This is a genomic window from Pseudomonas sp. URMO17WK12:I12 (assembly GCF_000514395.1).
GTDB lineage: Bacteria > Pseudomonadota > Gammaproteobacteria > Pseudomonadales > Pseudomonadaceae > Aquipseudomonas > Aquipseudomonas mucoides.
Window position 1 is genome coordinate 243955 of the sequence record NZ_AZVV01000006.1, and the last position, 26411, is coordinate 270365.

The window sequence follows — 26411 nt, forward strand, 5'->3', positions numbered from 1 at the left end:
TTTCGGGTCATCGATGTAAAAAATTTCGATCCCCGCCCTTGTAATAAGCTTATGCGCCCTTATGTAACGGTCACCGCAAGGTTTCTGGCGATCACGCCAGACAGACTTCCGCGTCTCGCTTGTCGAGCCGCACCCGGCACCGCCGGATTTGTTAAACCCGCCGGGAATACACCGGCCGATGAAAACCACAATTAGGAGAGATCGACAATGAAGCTTCGTCCTCTGCATGACCGCGTCGTCATCCGTCGCAGCGAAGAAGAAAAGAAAACCGCTGGCGGTATCGTCCTGCCAGGTTCGGCTGCTGAAAAAGCCAACAGCGGCGAGATCCTCGCTGTCGGTACCGGCCGCGTGCTGGACAACGGTGAAGTGCGTGCACTGGCCGTTAAAGTGGGTGACAAGGTTGTGTTCGGCCCGTACTCCGGCAGCAACACCGTGAAAGTTGACGGCGAAGACCTGCTGGTAATGGCTGAGAACGAGATTCTCGCTGTTATCGAAGGCTGATACCCCGCTCATTTTCCCGCTACTACAAAGTATTTAAGGAATATCGATCATGGCTGCTAAAGAAGTTAAATTCGGCGACTCCGCCCGCAAGAAAATGCTCGCCGGTGTGAACGTCCTGGCTGACGCAGTAAAAGCGACCCTGGGCCCTAAAGGCCGTAACGTGATCATCGAGAAGAGCTTCGGCGCTCCGACCATCACCAAGGACGGCGTTTCCGTTGCCAAAGAAATCGAGCTGAAAGATCGCTTCGAAAACATGGGCGCGCAGCTGGTCAAAGACGTTGCCTCCCGTGCCAACGATGACGCAGGCGACGGCACCACCACCGCTACCGTTCTGGCTCAATCGATCGTCAACGAAGGCCTGAAAGCCGTCGCTGCCGGCATGAACCCGATGGACCTGAAGCGCGGTATCGACAAAGCGACCATCGCGATCGTCAAAGAGCTCAAAGCCCTGTCCAAGCCTTGCGCTGACACCAAGGCAATCGCTCAGGTCGGCACCATCTCGGCCAACTCCGACAACTCCATCGGCGACATCATTGCCGAAGCCATGGAAAAAGTCGGTAAAGAAGGCGTGATCACCGTTGAAGAAGGCTCGGGCCTGGAAAACGAACTGTCGGTTGTTGAAGGCATGCAGTTCGACCGTGGCTACCTGTCCCCGTACTTCGTCAACAAGCCAGAGACCATGACTGCTGAGCTGGACGGTCCGCTGATCCTGCTGGTCGACAAAAAGATCTCGAACATCCGCGAAATGTTGCCAGTACTGGAAGCCGTTGCCAAAGCCGGCCGTCCACTGCTGATCGTGGCCGAAGACGTTGAAGGCGAAGCCCTGGCGACTCTGGTTGTGAACAACATGCGTGGCATCGTTAAAGTCGCAGCCGTCAAGGCTCCAGGCTTCGGCGACCGTCGCAAGGCCATGCTGCAGGACATCGCTGTTCTGACTGGCGGTACCGTTATCTCCGAAGAGATCGGCCTGAGCCTGGAAAGCACTACCCTGGAACACCTGGGTAATGCCAAGCGCGTGATCCTGTCCAAAGAAAACACCACCGTGATCGACGGTGCCGGCGTTGAGGCTGACATCCAGGCTCGCGTTCTGCAGATCCGTCAGCAAGTGGCTGACACTTCGTCCGACTACGACCGTGAAAAACTGCAAGAGCGTCTGGCCAAGCTGTCCGGCGGCGTTGCAGTGATCAAGGTTGGCGCCGGTTCCGAAGTTGAAATGAAAGAGAAGAAAGCCCGCGTTGAAGACGCCCTGCACGCTACCCGTGCAGCCGTTGAAGAAGGCGTGGTACCTGGCGGCGGCGTGGCACTGGTTCGCGCTCTGCAGGCTATCTCCGAGCTGAAAGGCGACAACGATGACCAGAACGTTGGTATCCAGTTGCTGCGTCGCGCTGTTGAAGCGCCACTGCGTCAGATCGTTGCCAACTCCGGCGACGAGCCAAGCGTAGTGGTCGACAAGGTCAAGCAGGGTTCGGGTAACTACGGTTACAACGCTGCGACCGGCGAATACGGCGACATGATCGAAATGGGTATCCTGGACCCGGCTAAAGTGACTCGTTCGGCTCTGCAAGCGGCTTCGTCGATTGCCAGCCTGATGATCACCACCGAAGCCATGATCGCCGAGATCAAGGACGACGCACCAGCTGGCGGCGGCATGCCAGACATGGGCGGTATGGGCGGCATGGGCGGCATGATGTAAGCCAGCCTTACCCCTGTACTAAAAAACCCCGCCTGCGAAAGCAGGCGGGGTTTTTTATTGCCCCTCATATCGGGCCAGTCAGGAGACCGCGTCGCCGCCCTCGCGGGTAAGCCACTCTCCTACAGGTACGGCGTGATCCCTGTAGGTTTTTGATCTGTGTTTCAGGCGTTGACTGTTTTCGCTTTGGCCATCGACGCAACTTTGGAAGCAGGTCGGTAAAGCACGTAGTAATACGATCCCAGGCAAATCAGCCAGCAGAAAATCGCAGTCCATACGTTGTGCGAAAAGAAGTGCGCACCCTGCATCATCCGGCCAATCGAGAACACCGAGCCCAAGGCGAAGGCGAAGACAAACGCCGCGCGCGCCATGCGCGTACGACGGTCACGCAACACAAAGAACAGGGCAAACAGGGTGAAACCGGTGGCGGCATGACCACCGGGCCAGCAGCGGCCAGGTTTATTCGTGTGCGGGCGAGGGCTCAGCAATTCGCTGTAGGTCTCGTGGCCGCCAAACTGCTCAAGGCTCCATGGGCATTGCACCGCCGTCACTGCTTTCATGGGGGTGACAAAGGACGTTGCCAGACCCAGCGACAGCACCAGACAGCCCAGTTCCCGTTTGAATGGCTTGAGCCTGTCCACGAAGAAAGAGGCGATAAAGCCGATGATCGCAAACACGGAAAAGGCGATGACTACCTGCTTGGCGCGGTCATGCAGGATGTCTTCCAGGAAGTAACTGTGGCGTCCGATGAAATCCCCTGCCACTGGATCGTAGAACAGCTTGGCGAGGTCCATGTCCAGGGACGTCAGTTCGAGCAGTACCAAAATGATCGCCGCGACGGCGGGCACGCCCAGGCACACCCAGAAATTGAGCGGGCGTGAGGCAGGACGGACAACGGTTGATGACATGGTGGATCCTGAACAAAGGAAAAACCCCCGGGGCATCAGCCCGGGGCGATTCGGTTAACGTTCGCTGACTTGGCCTGCACCCTCCTTGGGCGCCTTCCAGCCAAGCAGCTGTTGCTTGAAGCCATAACTGGCCGTTTGGTAATAAGTAATCGCCCGGGTGATCAATGGATCATTGGCCGTGGCACGGGACTCGCGACTCTCTGTCAGCGCGTCATCGTGACGGCGCAATCCTTGGCGCGGGCTAAGGATCGCCAGATCCTTGCCGTCAAACAACCCCAGGTGTTGATAATTGCCAACCACCACGCGTGGCGGCAGTGGATTGTCCTGCAACAGGTTGCGACCAAAGAATGTCGACTCGTAATCCAGATTCAGCAAGCCCAGCAACGTGGGGGCGAGGTCGATCTGGCTGGACAGTTGTGCCGTCTCTCGGGCTTCGATCAACTTCGGTGCATAAATGAACAGCGGAATCTGGTAGTTGGTGATCGGCAAATCTTCTTTACCGGCGCTGCCCGCGGTGTGGTCGGCGACGAAGACGAAGATTGTATTGTCAAACCACGGCTTTTTGCGTGCCTGATCGAGGAACTGACCAATGGCATAGTCGGTGTACTTCACTGCGCCGTCACGGCCATTGCCGGATTTGATGTCGATCCGGTTATCCGGGTAGGTATAAGGGCGATGGTTGGACGTGGTCATCAGTTGCAGCAGGAACGGCTGTTGCTTCGCATAGTCGGCGTCCGCCAGTTTCAGCGTCTGCGTGTACAGGTCTTCATCGGCCATGCCCCAGGCGTTCTTGAAGTGAATCTCGGCTTCATCGACGCTGCTCTGGTCGACCACGCGGTAACCGTTGCCGCTGAAGAACGCGTTCATGTTGTCGAAGTAACCGCGTCCCCCATAAACGAACACGCTGTCGTAACCCACGGCCTTGAGCTGTTGGCCGAGGCTGGCAAAACCGCTCTCACGGCCTATGCGCTTGACGATCGAGCGCCCCGGCGTTGGCGGAATGGCCAGCGTGATGGCTTCCAGGCCGCGATCCGTACGGGTGCCGGTGGCGTAGAAGTTGTTGAAATACAGGCTCTGCTGGCGCAGGGCATCGAGGTTAGGTGTCAGGTTACGCTGGTCGCCATTGCTGCCCATGTACTTGGCACTGAAGCTTTCGATGGTCACCAGCACGATGTTGGGTTTGCGCAGCGTGCCGGGGTTATCGATGTCCCGGCGGATGTCTTGCGGGTCATTGCTGACAAAACGTGCATTGGGCTCGCTGAGCTCGGCCCGAATCTGCTGAGCGACAACGTCGGCCGGCAGCGTGCTGTAGAACTGCGGGTAATCCAGATCGTTGTTACGGAACGCTGCGAAAAACTGGTACGGGCCATTGCTCGACAGCTCGTTCTGGTAGGCGTTACCGCCCTGGGCGCGAGGTGAATCCTGACTGAGCAGTTGCAGGCTCAAACCGGCGACGATCAATAAACCCAAGGCATTCAGCAGACGCCCGCGCAACGGCGGCAACGGGGCGCTCATCGCGGCATTGAAGGGTTTACGCAATACGAAGCTCAAGCCGACCGCCAGGACCGCGAGCAGGCTCAACAATTTGCCGATCGGATAGGACTCGAGCAGGTTGTTCAGCACTTCATCGGAATACACCAGGTAGTCGACGGCGATGAAATTGAAGCGCACGCCAAATTCATCCCAGAACAGCCATTCGGCCACTGCGGTGAACAACATGGCGAACAGGCTGACCGTCAGCAGGCCCTGAAGCAACCAGCGATGACCGCGGCGACGCCACAGCGTCGGTGGGCACAGCAGCAAGTAGAGGCCCATGGGCAATGCCGCGTAGGCAATAAAGCCCAGGTCATACAGCAAGCCGATGCCGAACACCGACAGGAAGCCGCTGCCGGCCTCGTCCAGGTGTGTGAAGAGCAGAACCGTTCGTGTCAGAAAGAAAATCGCCAGCCAGGCGCCGGTGACCAGCAAGAGAAAGCGCATTGGCGCCGTCCTTAAAAAATCCATTGTGTATACCTTCCTTATTATCATTCAGCGCGAAATTCTCGCCTGGATGCTGTTGCCAGGGTGTGAATCGATAGTGAAAAAGGTGTCAACCGTACCATTTGCGTGCACAAATTGATTCTGCGAAGCGAAACCCTAGTCCTCAGCCACACTTGGCCTTAAGCTGCGCGGGCCAAGACGGCTGTTACTGTGTTACCGAGGAGTGCCCATGCGAATTCTATTGGTTGAAGACAACCGCGATATCCTGGCCAATCTGGCTGATTACCTGGGCCTCAAAGGCTACACCGTGGATTGCGCACAAGACGGTCTGTCCGGCCTTCACCTGGCGGCCACCGAGCATTACGACTTGATCGTGCTCGACATCATGCTGCCCGGCATCGACGGCTATACCCTGTGCAAACGCCTGCGCGAAGACGCCCGCCGCGACACGCCGGTGATCATGCTCACCGCCCGCGATCAACTCGACGACCGGCTACAAGGCTTCAAGTCCGGCGCCGACGATTACTTGATCAAACCGTTTGCCCTGTCTGAACTGGCCGCGCGGATCGAGGCGGTGATGCGTCGCACCCAAGGTGGCGGCCGTCGCACGTTGCAGGTCGGCGATCTGGCCTACGACCTCGACACCCTGGAAGTGACCCGCGAAGGGCGACTGCTGAAACTCAACCCGGTGGGCCTGAAGTTGCTGGCCGTGCTGATGCAGAAAAGCCCGCACGTGCTGCGCCGGGAAATTCTCGAAGAAGCGCTGTGGGGCGATGACTGCCCGGACAGTGACAGCCTGCGCAGCCACGTCCATCAACTGCGTCAGGTGATCGACAAGCCGTTCGCCAAGCCATTGCTGCAAACCGTTCACGGTGTGGGTTATCGCTTGGCCGAGGGCCGTGATGGAGTTTAAGCAGAGCCTTGCTCAACGGATCATCATCGCCTTTGCGCTGATGAGCGCATTGGTGGCCGGTGCCTTTGCCATGGGCATTGTGGCAACCGTACACGTGGTGGAAGAAAAGCTGATTTCGTCCGGACTGGGTGGCGATCTGCAGCGTCTGTTGCTGATGGACAGCATGTCGGACTGGAGCCACCGCCCCGAGCCGGATCAACTGTTCTACTTCAGTGGCGGGGCAGGGGATTTCGAGCTGCCCAAGGATCTGCGCAACCTCGATTCGGGTTTTCACGAAGTTTTCCGCGATCAGCTGTCGTATCACGCCATGGTCGAAATCGTCGACGGTCGGCGCTATGTGCTGCTTCAAGACCAAAGCGATTTCGAAGAGCGTGAGCGGGTGCTGTTTGCCGTGGTGCTGGTCGGCTTCGTCCTGAGCCTGGCGCTGGCGGTTTTTCTCGGCTGGGTCCTGGCGCGCAAAGTCATGGCGCCCGTGGTACGACTGGCCCGCCAGGTCCGCCATCGCGATCAACTGTTGGGGCTGGCGCCGCCGCTGGCACCGGATTATGCCGCAGACGAAGTGGGCGAACTGGCCGTCGCCTTCGACGCCACCCTGGGGCGTTTGCGCCAGGCGCTGACCCGCGAGCGCTTGTTTACCAGTGACGTCAGCCACGAACTGCGTACGCCCTTGATGGTGTTGGCCAGTTCCTGTGAATTACTGCTGGAGAATCCCGGGATCGATCAGCGCGGCCACGCCCAGGTCGAACGCATTGCCCGGGCCTGTGAAGAGATGCGTGAACTGGTGCAAACCTTCCTGATGCTGGCCCGCGCACAACGTGAAGACGCCAGCATGTCGCCGCAGCAGAACCTGAAACAGGTTGCCGACGGCTTGCTCACGCTGTGGCGAGAACCGATCGAAACCAAGGGGCTGAAACTGATTTTCGAACCGGGTCCCCCTCCATCTGCCCGTTACAACGCAACGCTCCTGCATGCGGTGATGGGCAACCTGTTGCGCAACGCGCTGCATTACACCGAACACGGTTTCATCCGCCTGACCCTCACCGCCACGGGGTTTGTGGTCGAGGACAGCGGGGTGGGCATTCCCGAAGAAAAACGCGAGGCGATGTTCGAGCCGTTCGTGCGGGGTTCGGAAAAGCGGGGTGAGGGTCTTGGTCTGGGGTTGTCGCTGGTGCAGCGGATTTGTGAGAACCAGGGCTGGTCCGTCAGCCTGACGACCATGGAGCCCAATGGCTGTCGTTTTCAGGTCGAATTAAACGCATCGGAGGCTGGTTGAGTGAGCGGTTGCAGTTCGATGGCCCTGAGCTATCGTTGTTATCCTGTAAAACCTTGAAATAGTTCGGGGTTTCCCTCAACGAAATTTTCACAAATGAATGACCTGACTCTGACACTAGACTACCTAAGGTTGGTGACATCAGCATTTCAGGAGACCTGATGATGGACGGCCCGATCAAACTCGATTTTTCCGAAAAATACGACGATCAACACGCTAAGCGTTATCTGCAAAAGCATCAGGATGGCCTCGGTCGCAAACTGTCCCACTGGCGCGACGTACAGCTGGCACGCAAGGCGCTGGCGCTGGCCGGCGAGCCCGGACTGGTACTCGACCTGCCCTGCGGTGCAGGGCGTTTCTGGCCAATGCTGGCGGAAAAGGCTAACCGTGCAATCATCGGCGCCGACAACTCTGAATCAATGGTGAAGATCGCTTGCCAGGCACAACCCGCCGACGTGGTGAAACGGGTACAACCCTTGCACACTTCTGCCTTCGACATCGCCTTGCCTGATAACGCCGTCGACAGCATTTTCTGCATGCGTTTGCTGCACCACATCGGTGAAGCCGAGCATCGACTGGCGATTCTGCGCGAATTCGAACGTGTCACCCGTGACAGCGTGATCATTTCGTTGTGGGTGGACGGCAACTTCAAGGCCTGGAAACGCAAGCGTTCAGAAGCGCGGCGTGGGCAGGAAGGTTACCAAAACCGCTTTGTGTTACCGGCTGCAACGGTAGAAAAAGAATTCGAGCAAGCGGGTTTCCGCATCCAGGAAAAACTGGACTTTATACCGCTCTACGCCATGTGGCGCGTTTACGTATTACGCAAGAGGTAACAGGATGGCAGTGCAATGTGCAGCAGAAACGGAAGTCGCTCCCAAGGACCGCTTCGACTTTTTCTGGAATCAGCGTGGTGAATGGGTAGAAGAACCCAACGTTCGCCGTGGTGGGGAAAGTGGCGTGCAGCGCGTCATGGGCAGTGATGGACAACTGCTCTATGCCAAGCGCCAGACCGGCCATATCTATCGCAGCTGGCTGCATCCGTTTGGCCGTCCGACTGTGTTGCGCGAGCAAGATGCACTGATCGGCCTGCGCAAGCTTGGCGTGCGTGTTCCTGAAATCGTTTTCTGCGGCGCACAGCGCGACCCTGTGCACAAATGGCGCGCGTTGCTGGTGACCAAGTCGCTGGATGGCTTCGAGGAAATCGAACACTGGTACGCCGGTGGTGGTCGCGAGCGCCATGGCGAGGCGGTAAATGATCGTGTGTTGAAGGATTTGGCCGAGAACCTCGCCCGCATGCACAAGGGGCGTTGGCAGCACAGCTGCATCTACATCAAGCACGTGTTCTTGCGAGTGACCGGCGAAGGCGAATCGGCCAAGGTCGAAATCGCCTTGATCGATCTGGAGAAGTGCCGACAGCGTATGACCGCTTCCCAAGCGGCCGCGCATGACATGAAGCAACTGCGTCGCCATTCGTCATTCAGCGATGCGGACTGGAAAAAACTCGTCTACTTTTATGAGACGGCGTTTGGCAGCGCTATCAAAGGTTTATAGCGATGAAACTCGAAATTGCACGAGGTTTGTTTTTAGTTGGAGCCTTGGCAGTTGCTTCATTGGCGGTGGCTGCCTGGGAGCAGCCACGCACGCAGGTCCTCAGTTCAGTGAGCAGCGATGCTCACTGTCCATTACCACGCGCTATCAAAGCCTCCGTTGCTGCGCAACCTGACCATGATTTGCTGTTGCTCATGTTCGGGCTTGCCCAGGGAATGAGGCCGCAAAGTTGACCAGATTGAAGCCCAAATAAAAGGCCTCGCATGTGCGAGGCCTTTTTTTTGCCCAAAACAAATCCCCTTGTAGGAGTGCGCCTGCTCGCGATAGCGGTGTGCCAGTCACCAGTGAAGTCGACTGATCCACCGCTATCGCGAGCAGGCTCACCCCTACAGGGGGGTTATACGTGTTCTTTGGGGGCGGGTTTGGCCAGCAAGGTGTAGATGCACGGCAGCACGAACAAGGTAAACAACGTCCCGATCGACATCCCCGTAGCAATCACCGTCCCGATATCAAACCGGCTCACCGCCCCCGCGCCCGTGGCAAGGATCAACGGCACCATGCCAAACACCATCGCAGCCGTGGTCATCAGCACAGGGCGAAGCCGGATCGCCGCCGCTTCCTCCACCGCTTCGCGAGCCGTCAGGCCTTTTTCCTTGCGCAGCAGGTTGGCGAACTCGACGATCAGGATCCCGTGCTTGCTGATCAGTCCGATCAGCGTCACCAGCCCGACCTGGGTATAAATGTTCATGCTCGACCAGCCGAGGAATAGCGGAATCAACGCCCCGCAAATCGACAGCGGCACGGTCACCAGAATCACCAGCGGGTCGCGATAGCTTTCAAACTGCGCAGCCAGTACCAGAAAGATGATTGCCAGCGCCAGGGCAAAGGTGACCCACAGCGCACTGCCTTCCTGAACGTATTGCCGTGATGCGCCGCCATAGTCGACGGCGAAGCCCGCCGGGGCTTCTTCCCGGGCGATCTGCCGCACGGTGTCGAGGGCTTCACCCATGCTGACCAGCGGCACCCCGGAAAGGATGGCCGAGTTGAGTTGCTGGAACTGGTTCAGCTGTCGCGGTCGCGCCCGGTCGGTGACGGTGATCAGGGTCGACAAGGCCAGCAATTCGCCCTTGTTGTTCTTCACGTAATAGTTGTTCAGCCAGTCCGGGTTATCCCGGAACGGGCGTTCGACCTGCGCGATGACCTTGTAACTGCGGCCCTCGATGGTGAAACGGTTGATTTCCGCCTCACCCAGCAACGTCGCCAGGGTTCCGCCCAGGTCTTGCATGGACACGCCCATCTGCGCCGCTTTGGCGCGGTCGATATCGACCACCACTTCCGGTTTGTCGAAGGCCAGGTCGACGTCGACGAAGGCGAACTTGCCGGACTCCATGGCACGCTTTTTCACCCGGTCCATGACCTGTAACAGCAACTCGTAATCATTGGCCGTGTTGATCACGAACTGAAACGGCAGGCCTTCGCCGGTACCGGGCAGGGAGGGCAGGTTGAAGCCGAAGATCTGCAACCCGGCGATGCTCTCCAGTTTGCGCTGGACTTCGGGCAGGATCGCCATCTGTGTGCGGTGGCGTTCATTCCACGGTTTGAGCAGGAAACCGCCAATCCCCGATTGCACGCCGTTGAACCCATTGATCTGGAACGAGGAGTAGTACTCGGGAAACGCTTTGAAAATGGTGATGAATTCGTCGGTGTAGGTGTTCAGGTAGTCGAGGTTGGCCGGTTGCGGGGCGTTGGCCAACATGAAAATGATGCCCTGATCCTCGTCGGGTGCCAGCTCCGACTTGGTGAATTTGAGCAGCACCGGGATCAGGCAGAGCACGATCAGCGCAAACACCAGCACCACCGGCCGGGTGTTCAGGGTGCCGTGCAGCAGGCTTTGGTAGCGACGCTTGAGTCCTTCGAAAATCAGGTCGAGGCGGTGGGCGAGGCCGCTGGGGTTTTCGTCGTGGCGCAGCAAAAAGGCGCACATCATCGGCGACAGTGTCAGCGCCACCACGCCGGAGATCACCACCGCCCCGGCCAGGGTCAGGGCGAACTCCTTGAACAACGCGCCCGTCAGCCCGGTCAGGAAACCGATGGGCGCATAAACCGCCGCCAGGGTGATGGTCATCGAGACCACTGGCATCGCAATTTCACGGGCACCTTCGATGGCCGCGTCAAAAGGCGTTTTGCCTTCTTCGATGTGCCGGTGAATGTTCTCCACCACGACGATGGCGTCGTCCACCACCAACCCAATGGCCAGCACCATCGCCAGCAGCGTCAGCAGGTTGATCGAGTAACCCATCATCTGCATGAAAAACATCACGCCGATCATCGACAACGGAATGGTCACCACCGGAATCACCACCGACCGCAGCGCCCCGAGAAACAGGAACACCACGACGATGACGATCAGCACCGCTTCGAACAGGGTTTTCACCACCTCATCGATTGAGGCCTGGATGAACAGCGTGGCGTCGTAGGCGATTTCACCTTTGAGGTTCGGCGGCAACTGGGCTTCCAGGTCCGGCATGATCTTGCGCACTTCCTTGATCACGTCCAGCGGGTTGGCGCCCGGCGTGGCCTTGATGCCGATGTACACCGAGGGGGTGCCGCCGAAGGAACTGATGGTGTCGTAGTTTTCCGCGCCCATTTCCACCCGCGCGACATCGCTGAGCAGCACGCGGCTGTCGCCGTCGACCTTGAGCGGAATCGCAGCAAAGGCTTCGGCGGATTTGAGCTCGGTGTTGGCATTGATGCTGGTGACGACGTATTCGCCTTTCACTTCGCCGGCGGCGGAGAGGAAGTTGTACTGGCGGACCGCGTTGGTCACGTCGCTGGCGCTCAGGCCGAAACCGGCCAGCTTCACCGGGTCCAGCCACAGGCGCATGGCAAACACCTGATTGCCGAGAATCTCGGCTTCGGCCATGCCGGGCAGGGTGGCCAGTTTGGGCTGGATGACCCGCGACAGGTAATCGGTGATCTGCGGGTTGCTCAATTCCTTGCTGAAGAAACTGATGTACATGAGTGCCGAGGCGTCGGCCGCTTCCTTGCTCAGCACCGGGTCTTCGGCGTCTTGAGGCAGCCGGTTCTTGACCTCGTTGGCCTTGGCCAGCAGTTCGGTGAACAAGCGGTCGCTGTTGGAGCCGATACGCGCGTAGATCGAGATCACCGAGAAGTTCTGGCGACTGACCGACGTCATGTAGTCGATACCCTCGGCACTCGCCAGACTCTGCTGCATCGGTTGGGTGATGTAGCCCTGGATGGTCTCGGCGTTGGCCCCGGGGTACGCCGTGGTCACCGTGATCAGGGCGTTTTCCATTTGCGGGTATTGGCGCAGCGGCAACTTGCTCCAGGCCTGGAAGCCCAGCAGCACTATCAACAGGCTGACCACGGTTGCGAGGACCGGGCGGCGGATGAACGGGTCGGTAAAAGCCATGGGGATTCCTTGATCAGTCCGCGCGCGGCTGACTGTTCTTCTCGGCTAGGGTCTTGTCGTCGCTGATCGCGATGTGCGCACCGTTGTCCAGTTTGATCTGGCCGGCCGTGACCACTTTTTCGCCGTTCTGCACACCTTTGGTAATCATCACCAGCCCGTCGCGACGCTCACCGGTTTCGATGAAACGGCGTTCGGCGATCAGGATCGGTTGGCCCTTGTCGTCTTTTTCCAGGCTGCCGTCTTCGGCTTTTTTCTGCGCGACGACGTAGATCGAGTTGCCGTACAGCGTGTAGGTGATCGCGCTTTCCGGCACGACGATGCGCGGCTGCGGGTCGGGCAACAACACTTGCAGGCTGGCGAACATCCCCGGCAGCAACGTGCCGTCAGGATTGGCCAGGGTCGCGCGGACCTGAACGTTGCGCGTGCTGTTTTCGACTTTCGGGTTGATCGCACTGATGGTGCCGGGGAAGGTTCGCGTCGGGTAGGCCGCGACAATGACCTGCACCGGTTGGCCGAGGGCGATCTTCGGGATCGACTGCTCGGGCACGAAGAAGTCTACATAGAGGCTGCTGAGGTCTTGCAGGGTGGCAATCATGGTGCCAGTGGCGACATAGTCACCGACGTCCACCTGACGAATGCCGATGGTCCCGCTGAAGGGCGCGGCGATGCTCTTTTTACTGAGCGCGGCCCTGAGCTGATTGACCGTGGCTTTGCTCTTTTTCTGCACCGCTGACAGTCGGTCGAATTCACCTTTGGAAATCGCCTGGCTGCCGACCAGCTGGCTGCCGCGACCGTAATCGAGCTGGGCCAGTCCGAGGTCGGCCAGCGCGGTTTCCAGCAAGGCTCTTTCCACGGCGCTGTCGAGCTGCAGCAGCGGTTGACCGGCCTTGACCTTCTGCCCTGACTCGAACTGCAAGTCGACGACGGTGCCGTCGGTCTCCAGGCTCAGGTCCACGCCCTGCAACGCCTTGAGCGTGCCAACGGTGGGCAGGCGGGCTTGCCACGGCCGTTCGGTGGCGGTGGCCACGGCAACACTGATCGGCGGTTTTGGCGCGGAGAAGCCTTGAATCATCGTGTAGATGGAAAAGGCTTTATAACCGGCCAGGACCAGCACGATCAGCAGAACAACACCCAACATGATCAGCATGCGGCGACGCAGCATATTTCCAGTTCCTTGGAGAAAATCAGGTGAGACAGTGGGGCACATTATCTGAGTCGCAGGGTGATTCCAACTGGAAGAAATTACAGGCGAGGCCTTGGAGCGCCTGTCACTCAAGGGGACTAACGAACGATGAATAACCTGTGGCGAGGGAGCTTGCTCCCTCGCCACAGGAAACGGGCTCAGATGAGGTGAAGGTGGTTATCCCAAAGCCCCGCCGGAAGCTCCAATGGTTTTGCAACCAGCGTTGTCTGACGGCAATCGTAATACCGGCAGCGGCCCTGACCCGAGGTCACGACAAACCCGTCGGCCACGGCGCCGACCCCGGCGCAATCGGGCAGGGGCGCATCCAGGCGCACTTCGCCGCTGTCCAGGTCCCAGATGAAAAAGCGGTTGCCCCGTGGCGCGGTCAACGCCACCAGGCGCAGTTCGCTGTGCACCGCGACGCTGGCGGTGTAATGCCCCATCGCCTGCAACTGATGCTCGGGCACTGGAAATGCCGCGAACGGCTGGCCAGGACGCTTGATCGCCAGCAGCTCCGACGACTCATGGGACGGCCCCATGAATTGCTGACCGGCAACGATGGTGCCGTCGCTGGCGATCCCCAGATGCCGCACGCTGTTCATCTGCTGGGCGAGGGTTTCCTTGCTCAATAGCGTGCCGTCGCGTTGCATCAGCACCAGGCTCGGTTCCATGGCGTTGAGGTTCATCTCGACCCGGCTTTCGGCCTCGGTGCGAATGCCGCCGTTGGCCACCACCAGGGTTTCGCCATCGGGCATCCACGACACCTGGTGCGGGCCGATGCCATGGGTGGACATCTCGCCGCTGTGCACCAGCCGCTCACCTTCGAACTTATACACACCGAGCAAGCCACGGCCCGGATCGGACGTGTCGTTCTCGGTCGCGTACAGCCAGTCGCCGCTCTTGTGAATCACCGCGTGCCCGTAGAAATGCCGGTTCGGCAGCGACGTCACGGTTTGCAGCAACGTGCCGTCACGCAAGTCGATCAGGTAGCTCTCGGTGCCCGGACGACGGGCCACGAACAGCGCTATCGGCAACGTCGGGTGGTTGATGATGTCGTGGCAACGCTGGCCGACCTGGGTGGCAAACACCCGGGTGCCGTCCAGCCGATAACCGACGGCGTAATGCTTGCCGTCGGTGTCGTCCCGCGCCGACAGCAGCAGCGGGCTTTTGTCCTTTTGCTTGAACAGCGTCCAGCCGCCCAGTGTCACTGCTCCCAGCAGCAAGCTACCTAAAGTCAGAACCTGACGTCGCAGCATGGCACTCGTCCTCATCAGTCACCGTCGTTGGCGTTGAAGCCCAGTTGAATGCCCAGCGCCTTGGCCAGTTCGCCTTCGTGCAGGCGGTGGACAACGTTGAGGCTGTCGTAGAGATCGTTGAGTTGCTGGCGCCCGGCATCGTCGTTGAGCATTTCGGTCAGCGAACGCTGGTTGCTGGCGAACAGTTTCAGCGAGGCGGCGTAGGCGGCATCGATCTTGTCGGCCAACGGCTTTTGATCACTCGGCAACAGACCGCGCAGGCCTTTGTTGTCGACGCCTTCCCACACGGTTTTGGCCGCGGCGAGGCTGGCTTCGAGACCGGTCAGGGACGATTGGCTGCGCCAAGCGTCGGCCTGGAACGGCTGCGGCACGCCCTTGCTCTGGCGGCCCATTGGCGTGCCGAGTTTTTTCTTCAGGGTATCGATGGCGGTGACTTGCACACGCAACAAGTCGGCGATGGCTTCGTGGGAATCGGCGTAGCGCTGATTCGGGAATTTGCTCATCTGCGCGAGCATGCCGTCGGTGTTGTTCCAGCTTTGCAGAATCTCTTCGGCCAGTTGTTTCTGACGTTCGCCGATGGCTTTCAGCAGCGGGCAATACTTGGCTTTCTGTGCGTCGTTGGCGACGTCCGGCTTGCTGTCGAACAGGATGTATTCATAGGCCGAGAGGCCCTGAACCACCACGCTGGACTTGGCCAGGGCGGCGGCATCGATCTGCGGCTGCGCGGTGACCAATTGCTCGACCTGACGGCCGACCAGGTTCTTCTTGTCCGGCCAGAACTGCACCTGCCACGAACGGTTGCCCTCGGCCAATGGCCCGATCAGCAGCGGTTGCAGCTCGGCCCAGGCTTTCTGCGCGTGCAGGAAGTCGGTGCGGGCGGTGTCGAGGTTTTCCTTGCCTTCGCAGTAGGCCAGGGCGCTGGCGGCCAATTGGCGGTCGGCTTCAACCCAGCGGGTGTAGGTCGGGAGGATCACCGATTTGGCGATAGCGGCCGACGTCACGGCTTGCGGGTCCTGCGGTGAGCAGGCGCCCAGTGCGAGTGCGGCAAGGCTGGTGAACAACAATTTGGGGCGGAACATGTCGGGCTCCCGATGTTTTATAAGTGTTTAAAGTGAGTTCAAAAATGCCAGCAACGCAGCGCGCTGCTCGGCATTGAAAGACAAAACCTGTTGCTGCGCAGCCGTCGCTTCGCCGCCATGCCAGAGCACGGCTTCGAGTAAATTGCGCGCGCGACCATCATGCAAAAACTGGGTGTGGCCACTGACCGCTTGCGTCAGGCCGATGCCCCACAATGGCGGGGTGCGCCAGTCGCGGCCACTGGCCTGGAATTCGGTGCGGTTGTCGGCGAGGCCGTCGCCCATGTCATGCAGCAGCAGATCGCTGTACGGGCGAATCACTTGATTGGCCAGTTCCGGTTCGGCGGCGTTGGCGGCGGTGGTGTATTTCGGCGTGTGGCAGGATTGGCATCCGGCCTGGAAAAACAGGTTTTTGCCGGCCAGCACTTCGGGCGCGCTGACATCGCGGCGGGCCGGTACGGCAAGGTTTCGGCTGTAGAACAACACCAGGCGCAGGATGTTGTCGCTGACTTCTGGCTCTCCGTCAGGGCCGGTGCCATTGGGTGCCCGTTTGCAGGCGGTTTGCGCGTCGGTGCAGTCGTCAAACGGTCTCAGGCTGGTAGTGAGGCCCATGTCGCCGGAAAACGCATGCACATTCTGTTGATTGAGATTCGGTTGCCCGGCTTTCCAGCCAAATCGGCCGAGGACGGTTTTCTGCTGGGCGTCATCCCAGACCCGGTTCGGGCGTCCGGCGATGCCGTTTTTGTCCTTCGCCTGCGCTTCGGCATTGGCCAGGATCGCCTCGTCGGGGATTGCTTCAAGCAAACCCAGGCCAATCATCGGCGGGGCGACGCGCGCCGAGAACCGCGTGTCGGGGTGCATCGGGCCGTAACCCAATTGTGTGATGTTCAGGCTCGGTTTGCGCAGTTCGACTTCGGTGCCGTCCTTGAATCGCACCGCAACGGGCGTGTAATCGACGCGCACCTTGCCTTCCGGTGCAACACCGGGCACGGCCATGTCCTGGAACTGACCGCCATAGACCGGCTCCGGCACCACGCCGAGCTGCTCGATAACCTTGGCATAGGCCGGTGCGTTGGGGATCGACAGGCGCACCAGCATCGACACCGCATTTGGCGCGTCGGGCGGTGGCGGATGGCCGCGCCCGTCCTTGATGTGGCAGCCCTGGCAGGCGTTGGTGTTGAACAGGGGGCCGAGGCCGTCGCGAGCAGTGGTGGTCGACGGCGCGATGACCCACGGACTGCGGAAGAAACTGTTGCCGACGCTGAAGTCCACACGCCGTGATGGCGGCAGGTTGGCGGACGGCAGGGAAAACGAGTTCTGATCGGTCTTGCGCACGGTCGCGCTGCCACCGGACCGGGCTTCACCGGGTTCGGCCTTGGTAAAACGCGGGGCGTCATCGCAGGCACTCAGGCCCAGGGCCATTAACAGTGCGGACAAGCGAAGCAGCAGCGGGGGCATCAGACATCCTGCGAGACGAGCAAAACAAGGGCGCAAAGTCTAACAGGGCACGGGAGTTTGAATAAGAGGAATTATCGTTTACTTGATGTGGGGCAAGGTTTGACTTGAGACCGAGTCGCGGCCATCGCGGGCAAGCCACGCTCCCACAGGGTTTTGCACCGAACCTGCGGGAGCGTGGCTTGCCCGCGATGAGGCCATCAGCATCACCCAAAAAACAGGCGTAAAAAGGGCGACCCTAAGGTCGCCTTCTTGTTTGGCCAGCGTTGATCAGAACTCGTGATCAGCGTTGTCCGGGTTCAGGTCGCTGATACCCAGTTTGCCAGCGGCGGCTTCGATCGAACCGGTCTGCTTGACCAGCGAAGCGATGGCGTCACGGACGATCTGATTGCCCGCTGTGTTGCCGGCGGCGATCAACTGGTCGTAATGCTCACCCTTGTTGGCGTGGTCAACCATGACCTGGATCTTTGCTTCGGTAGCGGCCAGATCAGCTTTCAGCGCGGTGTCGGCAGCCGGGTCGGCCTTGGCCACCAGGGACGACAGGCTGGCGCCGGTCATTTTGGTGCCGTCGACGCGGGTGTATTCGCCCAGGTACACGTTACGAATGCCTTTGGCATCGTAGAAGTGCGAATTGTGGGTGTTGTCGCTGAAGCAATCCTGTTCGTCTTCTGGAGAGTTGGCTTCCAGGGACACCTTCATGCGCTCGCCCGCCAGCTCACCAAGGGACAGGCTGCCCATGCCGAACAGCATTTTGCGCAGGCCGGTATCCACCGGTTCGGCTTCCAGGGTGGCGCGGTAGTTGTCAGCCACGTTCGGCTTCCAGTTACCGACCATTTCTTCCAGGTCGCTGACCAGCAGTTGGGTCACGGACTTCAGGTAAGCGCGGCGACGATCGTTGTGACCGCCAGTCGCGCCTTTGCCTTCCAGGTAGTCGGAAGCCGGGCGGTTGCCCGCGCCTGGGCCGGTGCCGTTCAGGTCCTGGCCCCACAGCAGGAATTCGATGGCGTGGTAGCCCGTCGCAACGTTGGCCTCGGAACCGCCCAGCTCGTTCAGGCTGGCGAGTTTTTCCGGGGTAATGTTTTTCACGTCAACCTTGTCTTCGCCGACCTGGACTTCAGTGTTGGCGATGATGTTGGCGGTGGCGCCCGGGTTACCCAGTGCGTGTTCGTAGGATTTGTCGACGTAGTCGATCAGGCCTTCGTCCAGTGGCCAGGCGTTAACCTGACCTTCCCAATCGTCGATGATGGTGTTGCCGAAGCGGAACACTTCGCTCTGCAAGTAAGGAACGCGGGCCGCGACCCAGGCAGCCTTGGCGGCTTTGAGGGTGTCGGCGTCCGGCTTGGCGAGGAAAGCGTCGACGGCGGTTTGCAGGGTTTTCGCGGTGGATTCGGCATCGCTGTAAACGGCGAAGACGATGTCGGCGTAATGCGCGACAACGGCTTTGGCGGCAGCTTCATCGACTTTGCTGGCAGCAGCTGGCGCAGCAACGGTGCTGGCGGCCGGAGTCGGCGCTGGCGCGGCGGCGGTCTTGTCCTTGCCTTCGCCACAACCGGCGAGGGAAATAGCGATGGCCAACAGACTGGCGGTAGCCAGAGGCATACGAATCATGGCGAACATCCTGCTTCGAGAGGGGTGGAAGGGCGCTTCACGCGCGCAAAACTGCGACATAATGCAAATCTTTCGCATTATGTGTAAAGAGTGCAGGTGGAAATATTTCTTATTCGCACGGGGGCGGGGATCAAAAATAAACGCAGCCTCGTTTCACTCGACAGCTGCTACAGGACCACGTGTGCCTGTGGGAGCTGTCGAGTGAAACGAGGCTGCGTCTTTCGCAGGCCTACAAAATAGCCGCGTTGCTGCGCTGGGCCTGTTTCAGGTAGGCGCTCAATTCACGGGCCGGCAGTGGCTTGCTGTAGTGATAGCCCTGACCTTCGTGGCAGCCTTCGGAGATGATGTAGGCTTCTTGCTCGGCGGTCTCCACGCCTTCGGCAATGACCTGCATGCCCAAGCTCTTGCCCAGCTGGATGATCGCGCGAACGATGGTGGCATCGTCGTCGTCATCGAGCAGGTCCTGCACGAAGCTCTTGTCGATCTTGATCTTGTCCAGCGGCAGGCTTTTCAGATAGCTCAGTGATGAATAGCCGGTGCCGAAGTCATCAATGGCGATCAATGCGCCGGAGCGACGCAGGCTCAGCAGGTGCTGGGCGGCGGTGCTGATGTCTTCCATCAGGCCGGTTTCGGTCACTTCCAGTTCCAGGCTGCGCGGTGGCAAGCGGTACATTTGCAGCAGGTTGTTCACCACGCGTGGCAACTCTGCGTGGTGCAGTTGCACGGTAGACAGGTTCACCGCCATGCGCAGGTCGGGGAAGCCCTGATCGTGCCAGTCGCGCAATTGTTTGCAGGCCTGATCCAGCACCCATTCGCCGATGGCAATGATGGTGCCGTTCTGCTCGGCCAAGGGGATGAAAAGGTCCGGCGGCACCAAGCCATGCTCGGGATGCTGCCAGCGAATCAACGCCTCGACGCCCACCACCCGGTGGTCGCGGTAGCTGATTTGTGGTTGGTAGACGAGGTAGAACTGATCGCGGGCCAGCGCATCGCGCAGGTCTTTTTCCAGTTCGCGACGGCGGCGCATCTCGGTGTCGACGCTGGCGATGTAGAACTGATAGCGGTTGCGCGAGCGGGTCTTGGCCAGGGTCATGGTCTGCTCGGCTTTTTGCAGCAGCTTCTCGGTGCTGTCACCGTCCTCGGGGAACAGAGTGATGCCGATGGTCGCGCGCAGGCGGATTTCCTGATGGTCGAGGGCAAACGCCGCTTCCAGATCATCGAGGATGCTTTGCGCCAATTCGGCGGCTTCATAGGGTTGTTCGATATCGGCCTGGACCAGGGCGAACTGGTCACCACCCAAACGGGCGAGGGCGCCGAGGCGACCGCTGTGAGCGCGCAGCCGGTCAGCCAACGCCAGCAGCAATTGGTCGCCGGTCTGGTAGCTGAACTGTTCGTTGATGCCTTTGAAATCGTCCAGGCCCACCACCAATACCGCGACCCGACGCTGCAATTTGCCGGCGTCGACCAGGATCTTGTCCAGTTGTTGCTGCAATTGCTGGCGGTTGGGCAGGCCGGTGAGGAAGTCGTACTGGGCCATGCGCAACAGGCTGTTTTCTGCTTCGTGGCGCAGGTGGGTGTTGCGTTCGATGGATTCGAGCAGCTGGTTGGCGGTGTTGATCCAGATGCCCAGTTCGTTCTTTTCGTGGCCCTTGAGTTGCGGAATCTTGTGTTCGCTGGGGCGATCCGGGTTGATTTCGGTCAGGTGCTCGATAATTCGCGACAGCGGTTTGGTCAGCAGCCAGTGATAGACCAGGTACAGCACCAGGCCCATGGCCATGGCGCGCAACACGCCGGAAATGAAGATGATCACCGAGCTGATGATGAACCCTTGGCCGTAGGTGGCGGTGTCGAGGGTGATGCTCAGGTCGCCGTAATACTCGCTATATGGGCCGCGACCGACCAGTTGGGTGGTGAAAGTGCGTTCCTTGCCGAGGATCAGGTCGGTCAGCCAGCGGCTGTGGGAATGCTGCAATTCGCGGGTTTTTTGCGCGAGCATGGCTTCGTTGGGATGGCCGATGGAGGCCTGGCGCACGGCGTCGTCCTGGAACAGGCCTTCGATCACTTGCATGCCCATTTCCCGGTCCAGGCTGTAGACGGCCTGGGTAGAGGGGTCGCGGAACATGTCGAGGATGCGTTCGGCATCGTTGGCTACGGCCTGGCGTGTCTTGTAGGCGTCGAAAACGATTTGCGCACAGCTCAAGACCACGCCGACGATCAATGCCGACAGGAGCACGACCCGGAGCAACTTCACCGACAAGCTGTTCTTGAGTTCCAGCTTCAAAGGGTTATTCCTTGTTCCGTGCGGGTAGCATCAAGTTGCCATGAGTATTGGCAATCCCGTGTTGGCAGTCAAAGGGACATTTATTCACAGGGGATTTTGTCTGTGGGCGTGGCCGATTTGCTGTTGTCCGGGGTGTTTGTCCTATTAGTACTGTGTCGGTAGTTGGGTCCTTCAACTTGAGGGGATTGGGATAATTTTTCCTTCTCGGTTGATGGTAGCCGGCTATGGCGTTGGGGCAAGGGGGTGGTGTACATATCCATTTCTGCGGTAACGGCCGCTAATGGTTTCGCTCTTACAGCGAGTCCCTTTTGGCAAACGCGGAACGCCCCAAAAGGAACCAAAAGGTCTCGCCCCGAGCGTCCGGCCCCTCGCTAAGGCTCGGCCGCTACGACCTACATGCAGCGTGTTCGACTGCGTCGAACGGCGCTACGCGCCACTCCCCGGATGCACACCTCCACTCAGCCTCCCGAGGGGGCGGGTGAATCAAAAGCGGCAGGCGAGCTAACGTTCGGCCTGATGAGTGGTGAGAAGCGGCGGCTGTACACCGAATGATCGTTCCCACGCTCCCGCGTGGGAATGCCGCCGGGGACGCTCCGCGTTCCATTTTTTGTGTTGAACGATGTGTAAAAAACGCAGAGATTTCCCACGCATTTTTCAGGTTGCTGGGTAGGAAGCCCTGTCTCTAACCTCTGGCTGTCGCTGAAAACTCAGCGACCGGGTGTGAGAGCCCGGCAACTTATGGTCATCCAGTGTCTGTACACGCATAATCGCCGCCAGCTTACTCGCTGCCAGTAATTGCGTTATGGCGGCTGTGTGCGGGCGGACTTCGGTCCGGCCGGGTGTCCATAACCGGTCTTCTCACCTCGCACATAGCTGCCACCTCTTCGCCGTGTGAGAAGCGGCAAGTGGGGGCCCCAACGCTGGAGAAATACAATGGACAAATTGATTCCCGATCCACCCTTGAACACCACCGACCCAGACGCCGAAGAAACCCAATCCGAAGCTCTCCTGCGAGACCGCGAAGCCATCAAACGCGCACTCGACTATTACCTCGATCCCCCAGTCCCAATACACCGAAAAACCCCGCCGCCCCAGCACGATGTACATGATCGCTCCCAACATGGACACCGAAAGCCTCCTGGCCCAGGCCTGCGAGTCACTGGCCTCTGCCAGCGTCATGACCAGCGATTTCGCCGCGAACCTGATCGGCCCGCAGCGTAATACGGTGTTGGCGATTCAGCAGATCATCATGCTGGCGGAGTTGGCGGTGAACCGGGCCTTGGATAAAGTCGATCCGGCGTAGACCGCGTTATCGTTCTTCGCGAGCCTGCTCGCGAAGGCGCCCGAATAGTCGACACATTTCTCCAGGCAATAAAAAACCCGGCATAAAAGCCGGGTTTTTTGTCTGGCATCGATCTTAAGCGGTGAAGGTTTTGCCTTCGAACTGCTCAGCCACGAATTTCCAGTTGACCAGGTTCCAGAACGCTTCGACGTATTTCGGACGAACGTTGCGGTAGTCGATGTAGTAGGCGTGTTCCCAGACGTCGCAGGTCAGCAGCGGGGTGTCGCCGTTGGTCAGCGGGTTGCCGGCGCCGATGGTGCTGGCCAGGGCCAGGGAACCGTCAGCCTTTTTCACCAGCCAGCCCCAACCGGAACCGAAGGTGCCGATGGAAGTCTTGCTGAATTCTTCCTTGAACTTGTCGAACGAACCGAACGAAGCGTTGATGGCTTCAGCCAGTGCGCCGGTAGGTTGACCGCCGGCGTTTGGCGCCAGGCAGTTCCAGTAGAAAGTGTGGTTCCAGACCTGAGCGGCGTTGTTGAAGATGCCGCCCGAGGAAGATTTAACGATTTCTTCCAGGGTCTTGCCTTCGAACTCGGTGCCTGGCACCAGGTTGTTCAGGTTCACGACGTAGGTGTTGTGGTGCTTGTCGTGGTGGTATTCCAGAGTTTCCTTGGAAATGTGCGGCTGCAGGGCATCGTGTGCGTAAGGCAGCGGCGGCAATTCGAAAGCCATGATGATTCTCCTAATCAGGTCAGTTGCGGTGAGCGCAAGGCCGATCACGGGCGGCCAGACAAGCGCCGGGGAGTTTGTACTCTTTGCGGCGCATCGGATCGGATCATAGCACCGGGGGTGCGGCATAACCACGCAACAACTGTGTGGGATAGAGGTTCCAGAGCCTTTTGGAATATTCAGGGGGTGACGATTAATTGAAACGCCACCGCAAACATCATCACCGCCACCAGCAGATCAAGAATCCGCCAGGTGCTTGGCCGCGCGAGCCAGGGCGCCAACCATGCCGCGCCCAGCGCCAGGGTGAAGAACCACAGCAACGAAGCACTGGCCGCGCCCACCACATAAGCGCCGGGTTCGGTTTGTTGGGCACCGAGGGAGCCGATCAGCAACACCGTGTCCAGATAAACGTGCGGGTTGAGCAATGTCACGGCCAGGGCGCTGAGCATCACCGCGCGCAGTGAACGCACGGTCTGGTTTTCACCCTTTTGCAGGCTCTGTTTCGAGAAAGCCCTGCGCAGTGCCTGGCTGCCGTACCAAATCAGAAACACCGCGCCGCCCCAACGGGCAACCGCCAGCAGGGTCGGGTTATGCGCCAGTACCGTGGCGAGGCCAAACACCCCGGCGGCCACGAGCAAGGCATCGCAAGCCACGCACAGTGCCGCCACTGGCAAGTGATGTTCGCGACGAAGACTTTGCGCCAGCACAAACGCATTCTGCGTGCCGATCGCCATGATCAGCCCGGCGGCCACCAACAGGCCGTTCACATAGCTTTGCCACATAAGGTTTACTCCGCGTTGGCCGCCAGGTCCCGCAGCACGTGGAGTGCGCGTTCGGCGTCGGCCTGACCGACAAACAGGTGATCGTGGTAATAGCCGGCGATCACGTTGCAACTGATGCCGGCCTTGCCCAATGCGGTGGCGAAGGCGGCGGTCAGGCCGACCGCTTCCAGCGCCGAATGCACATTCAAGGTGATCCAGGCCGCGACGTAGTCGAAACTGAAACCGGCCTGTTGGGCGTGGGAACGTTCCAGGATCACGGTCAGACCTTCCTGCTCGCGAAAGCTGCCGACGATCTCAAGGCCCACTGGCAGCTTGCCGTCGCGCAAGGTACAGAACACGTATTCGCCGGCGTTGAGTTGCGGGCTCATGCTGCGCAGCAGGGTTGCCAATGAAGTTTCGCCAGCCATGTCGGTGTTCCTTGTTGAAGAGATCTTGCTGGGCATTCTCCGCTGCTAACCTGTATAAGAAAAACCAATCATGCTGATCGCTCATTAGGAAAACTGATGTTCGACTATAAATTACTCTCTGCCCTGGCCGCCGTGGTCGAGCAGGCCGGTTTCGAACGGGCCGCGCAGGTGCTGGGCTTGTCGCAATCGGCGATCTCCCAGCGGATCAAACTGCTGGAGGCGCGGGTCGGCCAGCTGGTGCTGGTGCGGGTCACACCGCCGGCGCCGACGGAGATTGGACGGCGCCTGCTCAACCATGTGCAGCAAGTGCGTTTGCTGGAGCGCGACTTGCAAACCCTGGTGCCAGCGCTGGATGAAGAAGGGCTGCCGGAGCGCCTGCGCATCGCCTTGAATGCCGACAGCCTCGCCACGTGGTGGGCGCAAGCGGTGGGCGATTTCTGTGCCGAACAACATTTGTTGCTGGACCTGGTGGTCGAAGACCAGACCGTCGGCCTCAAACGCATGCGCGCCGGCGAAGTGGCGGCCTGTGTCTGCGCCAGTGAACGCCCGGTGGCCGGGGCCCGCAGCGTTTTGCTGGGGGCGATGCGTTATCGGGCGTTGGCCAGTCCGGCGTTCATCGCGCGCCATTTCCCGGAAGGTGTTCGCGCCGATCAACTGGCGAAAACCCCGGCCTTGGTGTTTGGCCCGGACGATTTCCTGCAGCATCGCTACCTCGCCTCCCTTGGGGTCGACGGCGGTTTTGAGCACCATTTATGTCCCTCGTCTGAAGGCTTCATACGCTTGACCGAGGCCGGTCTCGGTTGGGGGCTGGTGCCGGAATTGCAGGTGCGCGAGCAACTGGAACGTGGTGTTTTGCGGGAGCTTTTGCCAGATAAGCCCATCGACGTGCCGCTGTACTGGCATCATTGGCGCAATGGCGGTCAGCTTCTGGGGTTGTTGACCGATCAATTGGTGCGTTCGTCGAAGCAATGGCTGGTGCCTTGGACACAGCCGTAAGCGTCAAGCTGCAAGCGGCAAGTGAAGCGCTTGCGGATCGTTTTTAACTTGCAGCTTGTGGCTTGAAGCTCACCGCTGCATTTGTGGAGCACTACATGAAAATTCTGGTCACCGGCGCAAGCGGCTTCATCGGCGGACGCTTTGCGCGTTTCGCCCTGGAGCAGGGCCTGGACGTGCGGGTCAACGGTCGCCGGGCCGAAAGCGTCGAACACCTGGTGCGCCGTGGCGCCGAGTTCATTCAGGGCGACTTGAGCGACCCGGAACTGGCGCGCGACCTGTGTTCAGACGTCGAAGCCGTGGTCCATTGCGCGGGGGCGGTGGGGCTGTGGGGGCGTTATCAGGACTTTCATCAAGGCAACGTTCAGGTCACCGAAAACGTGGTTGAAGCCTGCCTGAAACAGCGGGTTCGGCGCTTGGTGCACCTGTCGTCGCCGTCGATCTACTTCGATGGCCGTGATCATCTGGGTTTGACCGAAGAACAAGTGCCCAAGCGCTTCAAGCATCCCTATGCGGCCACCAAATTCCTCGCCGAGCAAAAAGTCTTTGGCGCCCAGGAGTTCGGCCTCGAAACCCTGGCCCTGCGCCCGCGCTTCGTCACGGGTGCGGGTGACATGAGCATCTTCCCGCGCCTGCTGAAAATGCAGCGCAAAGGACGCTTGGCGATCATCGGCAACGGCCTGAACAAGGTCGACTTCACCAGCGTGCAAAACCTCAACGAAGCGTTGCTCAGCAGTTTGCTCGCCAGTGGCTCGGCCTTGGGCAAGGCCTACAACATCAGTAACGGAACGCCGATTCCGTTGTGGGACGTGGTCAATTACGTCATGCGCAACATGCAAGTCCCACAAGTGACGCGCTACCGTTCCTACGGTCTGGGCTACACCGTCGCGGCACTCAACGAAGGGGTGTGCAAGCTGTGGCCGGGGCGCCCCGAGCCGACCTTGTCGCGACTGGGCATGCAGGTCATGAACAAAAATTTCACCTTGGACATCAGCCGCGCCCGGCATTATCTGGACTACGATCCGAAAGTCAGTGTCTGGGCCGCCCTCGATGAATTTTGCAGTTGGTGGAAGGCCCAGGACATCCGCTGACGTGCCAGGACCTGCCTGCCCGTAC

General features: G+C 59.7%; 21 protein-coding genes and 1 pseudogene. 10 read left to right on the forward strand and 12 right to left on the reverse strand.

Annotated features, from left to right (window positions below; translation table 11 throughout):
- The first annotated feature begins 207 nt into the window (after positions 1 to 207).
- A complete protein-coding gene (locus D882_RS0108630; RefSeq protein WP_019827816.1) occupies positions 208 to 501 on the forward strand; it encodes a co-chaperone GroES in 294 nt (97 codons plus the stop codon).
- Between the two features lie 49 nt (positions 502 to 550).
- Positions 551 to 2194, forward strand: a complete 1644-nt coding sequence (gene groL / locus D882_RS0108635; protein WP_027922861.1) for a chaperonin GroEL — start codon at positions 551 to 553, stop codon at positions 2192 to 2194.
- A 161-nt stretch (positions 2195 to 2355) separates the two neighbouring features.
- Here groL and D882_RS0108640 read toward each other — a convergent pair whose 3' ends face one another.
- Together D882_RS0108640 and D882_RS0108645 are read right to left on the reverse strand one after the other, a co-directional pair.
- A complete protein-coding gene (locus tag D882_RS0108640) occupies positions 2356 to 3099 on the reverse strand; it encodes a phosphatase PAP2 family protein (RefSeq protein ID WP_027922862.1) in 744 nt (247 codons plus the stop codon).
- A 54-nt stretch (positions 3100 to 3153) separates the two neighbouring features.
- On the reverse strand, positions 3154 to 5103 hold the full coding sequence (locus tag D882_RS0108645) for an LTA synthase family protein (protein WP_027922863.1): 1950 nt from the start codon (positions 5101 to 5103) through the stop codon (positions 3154 to 3156).
- 205 nt (positions 5104 to 5308) lie between these two features.
- On the opposite strand from D882_RS0108645, the gene colR reads away from it, so the two are divergent.
- From colR to D882_RS1000000131940, 5 genes are all read left to right on the forward strand, one after another.
- Positions 5309 to 5992: a two-component system response regulator ColR gene (gene colR / locus D882_RS0108650; RefSeq protein WP_007948597.1), complete on the forward strand. Its 684-nt coding sequence runs from the start codon at positions 5309 to 5311 to the stop codon at positions 5990 to 5992.
- Positions 5982 to 7265 carry a HAMP domain-containing sensor histidine kinase gene (locus tag D882_RS0108655; protein ID WP_027922864.1) on the forward strand — a complete coding sequence of 428 codons (1284 nt, stop codon included), beginning with the start codon at positions 5982 to 5984 and terminating at the stop codon, positions 7263 to 7265. The genes colR and D882_RS0108655 overlap by 11 nt, the downstream gene beginning before the upstream one ends.
- A 161-nt stretch (positions 7266 to 7426) precedes the next feature.
- Complete coding sequence (locus D882_RS0108660) at positions 7427 to 8095, forward strand: class I SAM-dependent methyltransferase (protein ID WP_027922865.1); 669 nt, start codon at positions 7427 to 7429, stop codon at positions 8093 to 8095.
- A gap of 4 nt (positions 8096 to 8099) precedes the next feature.
- Entirely contained in the window at positions 8100 to 8813 is a 714-nt protein-coding gene (locus D882_RS0108665; protein ID WP_027922866.1) for a lipopolysaccharide kinase InaA family protein, read from the forward strand.
- A 2-nt stretch (positions 8814 to 8815) separates the two neighbouring features.
- A complete protein-coding gene (locus D882_RS1000000131940) occupies positions 8816 to 9043 on the forward strand; it encodes a hypothetical protein (RefSeq protein ID WP_081743926.1) in 228 nt (75 codons plus the stop codon).
- A gap of 164 nt (positions 9044 to 9207) precedes the next feature.
- Here the strand turns inward: D882_RS1000000131940 and D882_RS0108670 are convergent, their stop codons facing one another.
- The 7 genes from D882_RS0108670 to D882_RS0108700 all read right to left on the reverse strand — a co-directional run bounded on the left by D882_RS0108670 (position 9208) and on the right by D882_RS0108700 (position 21102).
- On the reverse strand, positions 9208 to 12243 hold the full coding sequence (locus D882_RS0108670; RefSeq protein WP_027922867.1) for a multidrug efflux RND transporter permease subunit: 3036 nt from the start codon (positions 12241 to 12243) through the stop codon (positions 9208 to 9210).
- A gap of 13 nt (positions 12244 to 12256) precedes the next feature.
- Positions 12257 to 13405, reverse strand: coding sequence for an efflux RND transporter periplasmic adaptor subunit (locus D882_RS0108675; protein WP_027922868.1), 1149 nt, complete (start codon positions 13403 to 13405; stop codon positions 12257 to 12259).
- 179 nt (positions 13406 to 13584) lie between these two features.
- Positions 13585 to 14682, reverse strand: coding sequence for a DUF1513 domain-containing protein (locus tag D882_RS0108680; RefSeq protein ID WP_027922869.1), 1098 nt, complete (start codon positions 14680 to 14682; stop codon positions 13585 to 13587).
- Between the two features lie 14 nt (positions 14683 to 14696).
- Positions 14697 to 15761 carry an imelysin family protein gene (locus tag D882_RS0108685; RefSeq protein WP_027922870.1) on the reverse strand — a complete coding sequence of 355 codons (1065 nt, stop codon included), beginning with the start codon at positions 15759 to 15761 and terminating at the stop codon, positions 14697 to 14699.
- 27 nt (positions 15762 to 15788) lie between these two features.
- Positions 15789 to 17216, reverse strand: a complete 1428-nt coding sequence (locus D882_RS0108690; protein ID WP_027922871.1) for a di-heme oxidoredictase family protein — start codon at positions 17214 to 17216, stop codon at positions 15789 to 15791.
- A gap of 267 nt (positions 17217 to 17483) precedes the next feature.
- A complete protein-coding gene (locus tag D882_RS0108695; RefSeq protein WP_027922872.1) occupies positions 17484 to 18821 on the reverse strand; it encodes an imelysin family protein in 1338 nt (445 codons plus the stop codon).
- Between the two features lie 229 nt (positions 18822 to 19050).
- Positions 19051 to 21102 (reverse strand): bifunctional diguanylate cyclase/phosphodiesterase, encoded by a 2052-nt coding sequence (locus tag D882_RS0108700; protein ID WP_027922873.1) that lies wholly within the window; start codon positions 21100 to 21102, stop codon positions 19051 to 19053.
- Between the two features lie 933 nt (positions 21103 to 22035).
- On the opposite strand from D882_RS0108700, the pseudogene D882_RS01000000130910 reads away from it, so the two are divergent.
- A pseudogene (locus D882_RS01000000130910) lies at positions 22036 to 22405 on the forward strand (DUF6124 family protein).
- A 114-nt stretch (positions 22406 to 22519) separates the two neighbouring features.
- Here D882_RS01000000130910 and D882_RS0108710 read toward each other — a convergent pair.
- The 3 genes from D882_RS0108710 to D882_RS0108720 all read right to left on the reverse strand — a co-directional run bounded on the left by D882_RS0108710 (position 22520) and on the right by D882_RS0108720 (position 24302).
- Positions 22520 to 23116, reverse strand: a complete 597-nt coding sequence (locus D882_RS0108710; protein WP_008034365.1) for a superoxide dismutase — start codon at positions 23114 to 23116, stop codon at positions 22520 to 22522.
- A 176-nt stretch (positions 23117 to 23292) separates the two neighbouring features.
- Positions 23293 to 23895 carry a LysE/ArgO family amino acid transporter gene (locus D882_RS0108715; RefSeq protein WP_027922874.1) on the reverse strand — a complete coding sequence of 201 codons (603 nt, stop codon included), beginning with the start codon at positions 23893 to 23895 and terminating at the stop codon, positions 23293 to 23295.
- A 5-nt stretch (positions 23896 to 23900) separates the two neighbouring features.
- On the reverse strand, positions 23901 to 24302 hold the full coding sequence (locus tag D882_RS0108720; RefSeq protein WP_027922875.1) for an ACT domain-containing protein: 402 nt from the start codon (positions 24300 to 24302) through the stop codon (positions 23901 to 23903).
- A gap of 96 nt (positions 24303 to 24398) precedes the next feature.
- On the opposite strand from D882_RS0108720, the gene D882_RS0108725 reads away from it, so the two are divergent.
- Both D882_RS0108725 and D882_RS0108730 read left to right on the forward strand, forming a co-directional pair.
- Complete coding sequence (locus D882_RS0108725; RefSeq protein ID WP_027922876.1) at positions 24399 to 25298, forward strand: LysR family transcriptional regulator ArgP; 900 nt, start codon at positions 24399 to 24401, stop codon at positions 25296 to 25298.
- A 95-nt stretch (positions 25299 to 25393) separates the two neighbouring features.
- Positions 25394 to 26386, forward strand: a complete 993-nt coding sequence (locus D882_RS0108730) for an NAD(P)-dependent oxidoreductase (RefSeq protein ID WP_027922877.1) — start codon at positions 25394 to 25396, stop codon at positions 26384 to 26386.
- Positions 26387 to 26411 lie beyond the last annotated feature (25 nt).

Bases quoted from the DNA above. Each gene is read 5' to 3' on its own strand.
- D882_RS0108640 (WP_027922862.1), bottom strand. From the start codon at position 3,099: ATGTCATCAACCGTTGTCCGTCCTGCCTCACGCCCGCTCAATTTCTGG.
- D882_RS0108715 (WP_027922874.1), bottom strand. From the start codon at position 23,895: ATGTGGCAAAGCTATGTGAACGGCCTGTTGGTGGCCGCCGGGCTGATC.
- D882_RS0108675 (WP_027922868.1), bottom strand. From the start codon at position 13,405: ATGCTGCGTCGCCGCATGCTGATCATGTTGGGTGTTGTTCTGCTGATC.
- D882_RS0108670 (WP_027922867.1), bottom strand. From the start codon at position 12,243: ATGGCTTTTACCGACCCGTTCATCCGCCGCCCGGTCCTCGCAACCGTG.
- groL (WP_027922861.1), top strand. From the start codon at position 551: ATGGCTGCTAAAGAAGTTAAATTCGGCGACTCCGCCCGCAAGAAAATG.
- D882_RS0108695 (WP_027922872.1), bottom strand. From the start codon at position 18,821: ATGATTCGTATGCCTCTGGCTACCGCCAGTCTGTTGGCCATCGCTATT.
- D882_RS0108680 (WP_027922869.1), bottom strand. From the start codon at position 14,682: ATGCTGCGACGTCAGGTTCTGACTTTAGGTAGCTTGCTGCTGGGAGCA.
- colR (WP_007948597.1), top strand. From the start codon at position 5,309: ATGCGAATTCTATTGGTTGAAGACAACCGCGATATCCTGGCCAATCTG.
- D882_RS0108645 (WP_027922863.1), bottom strand. From the start codon at position 5,103: ATGGATTTTTTAAGGACGGCGCCAATGCGCTTTCTCTTGCTGGTCACC.
- D882_RS0108730 (WP_027922877.1), top strand. From the start codon at position 25,394: ATGAAAATTCTGGTCACCGGCGCAAGCGGCTTCATCGGCGGACGCTTT.
- D882_RS0108655 (WP_027922864.1), top strand. From the start codon at position 5,982: ATGGAGTTTAAGCAGAGCCTTGCTCAACGGATCATCATCGCCTTTGCG.
- D882_RS0108690 (WP_027922871.1), bottom strand. From the start codon at position 17,216: ATGCCCCCGCTGCTGCTTCGCTTGTCCGCACTGTTAATGGCCCTGGGC.
- D882_RS0108710 (WP_008034365.1), bottom strand. From the start codon at position 23,116: ATGGCTTTCGAATTGCCGCCGCTGCCTTACGCACACGATGCCCTGCAG.
- D882_RS0108660 (WP_027922865.1), top strand. From the start codon at position 7,427: ATGGACGGCCCGATCAAACTCGATTTTTCCGAAAAATACGACGATCAA.
- D882_RS0108665 (WP_027922866.1), top strand. From the start codon at position 8,100: ATGGCAGTGCAATGTGCAGCAGAAACGGAAGTCGCTCCCAAGGACCGC.
- D882_RS0108725 (WP_027922876.1), top strand. From the start codon at position 24,399: ATGTTCGACTATAAATTACTCTCTGCCCTGGCCGCCGTGGTCGAGCAG.
- D882_RS0108685 (WP_027922870.1), bottom strand. From the start codon at position 15,761: ATGTTCCGCCCCAAATTGTTGTTCACCAGCCTTGCCGCACTCGCACTG.
- D882_RS1000000131940 (WP_081743926.1), top strand. From the start codon at position 8,816: ATGAAACTCGAAATTGCACGAGGTTTGTTTTTAGTTGGAGCCTTGGCA.
- D882_RS0108630 (WP_019827816.1), top strand. From the start codon at position 208: ATGAAGCTTCGTCCTCTGCATGACCGCGTCGTCATCCGTCGCAGCGAA.
- D882_RS0108720 (WP_027922875.1), bottom strand. From the start codon at position 24,302: ATGGCTGGCGAAACTTCATTGGCAACCCTGCTGCGCAGCATGAGCCCG.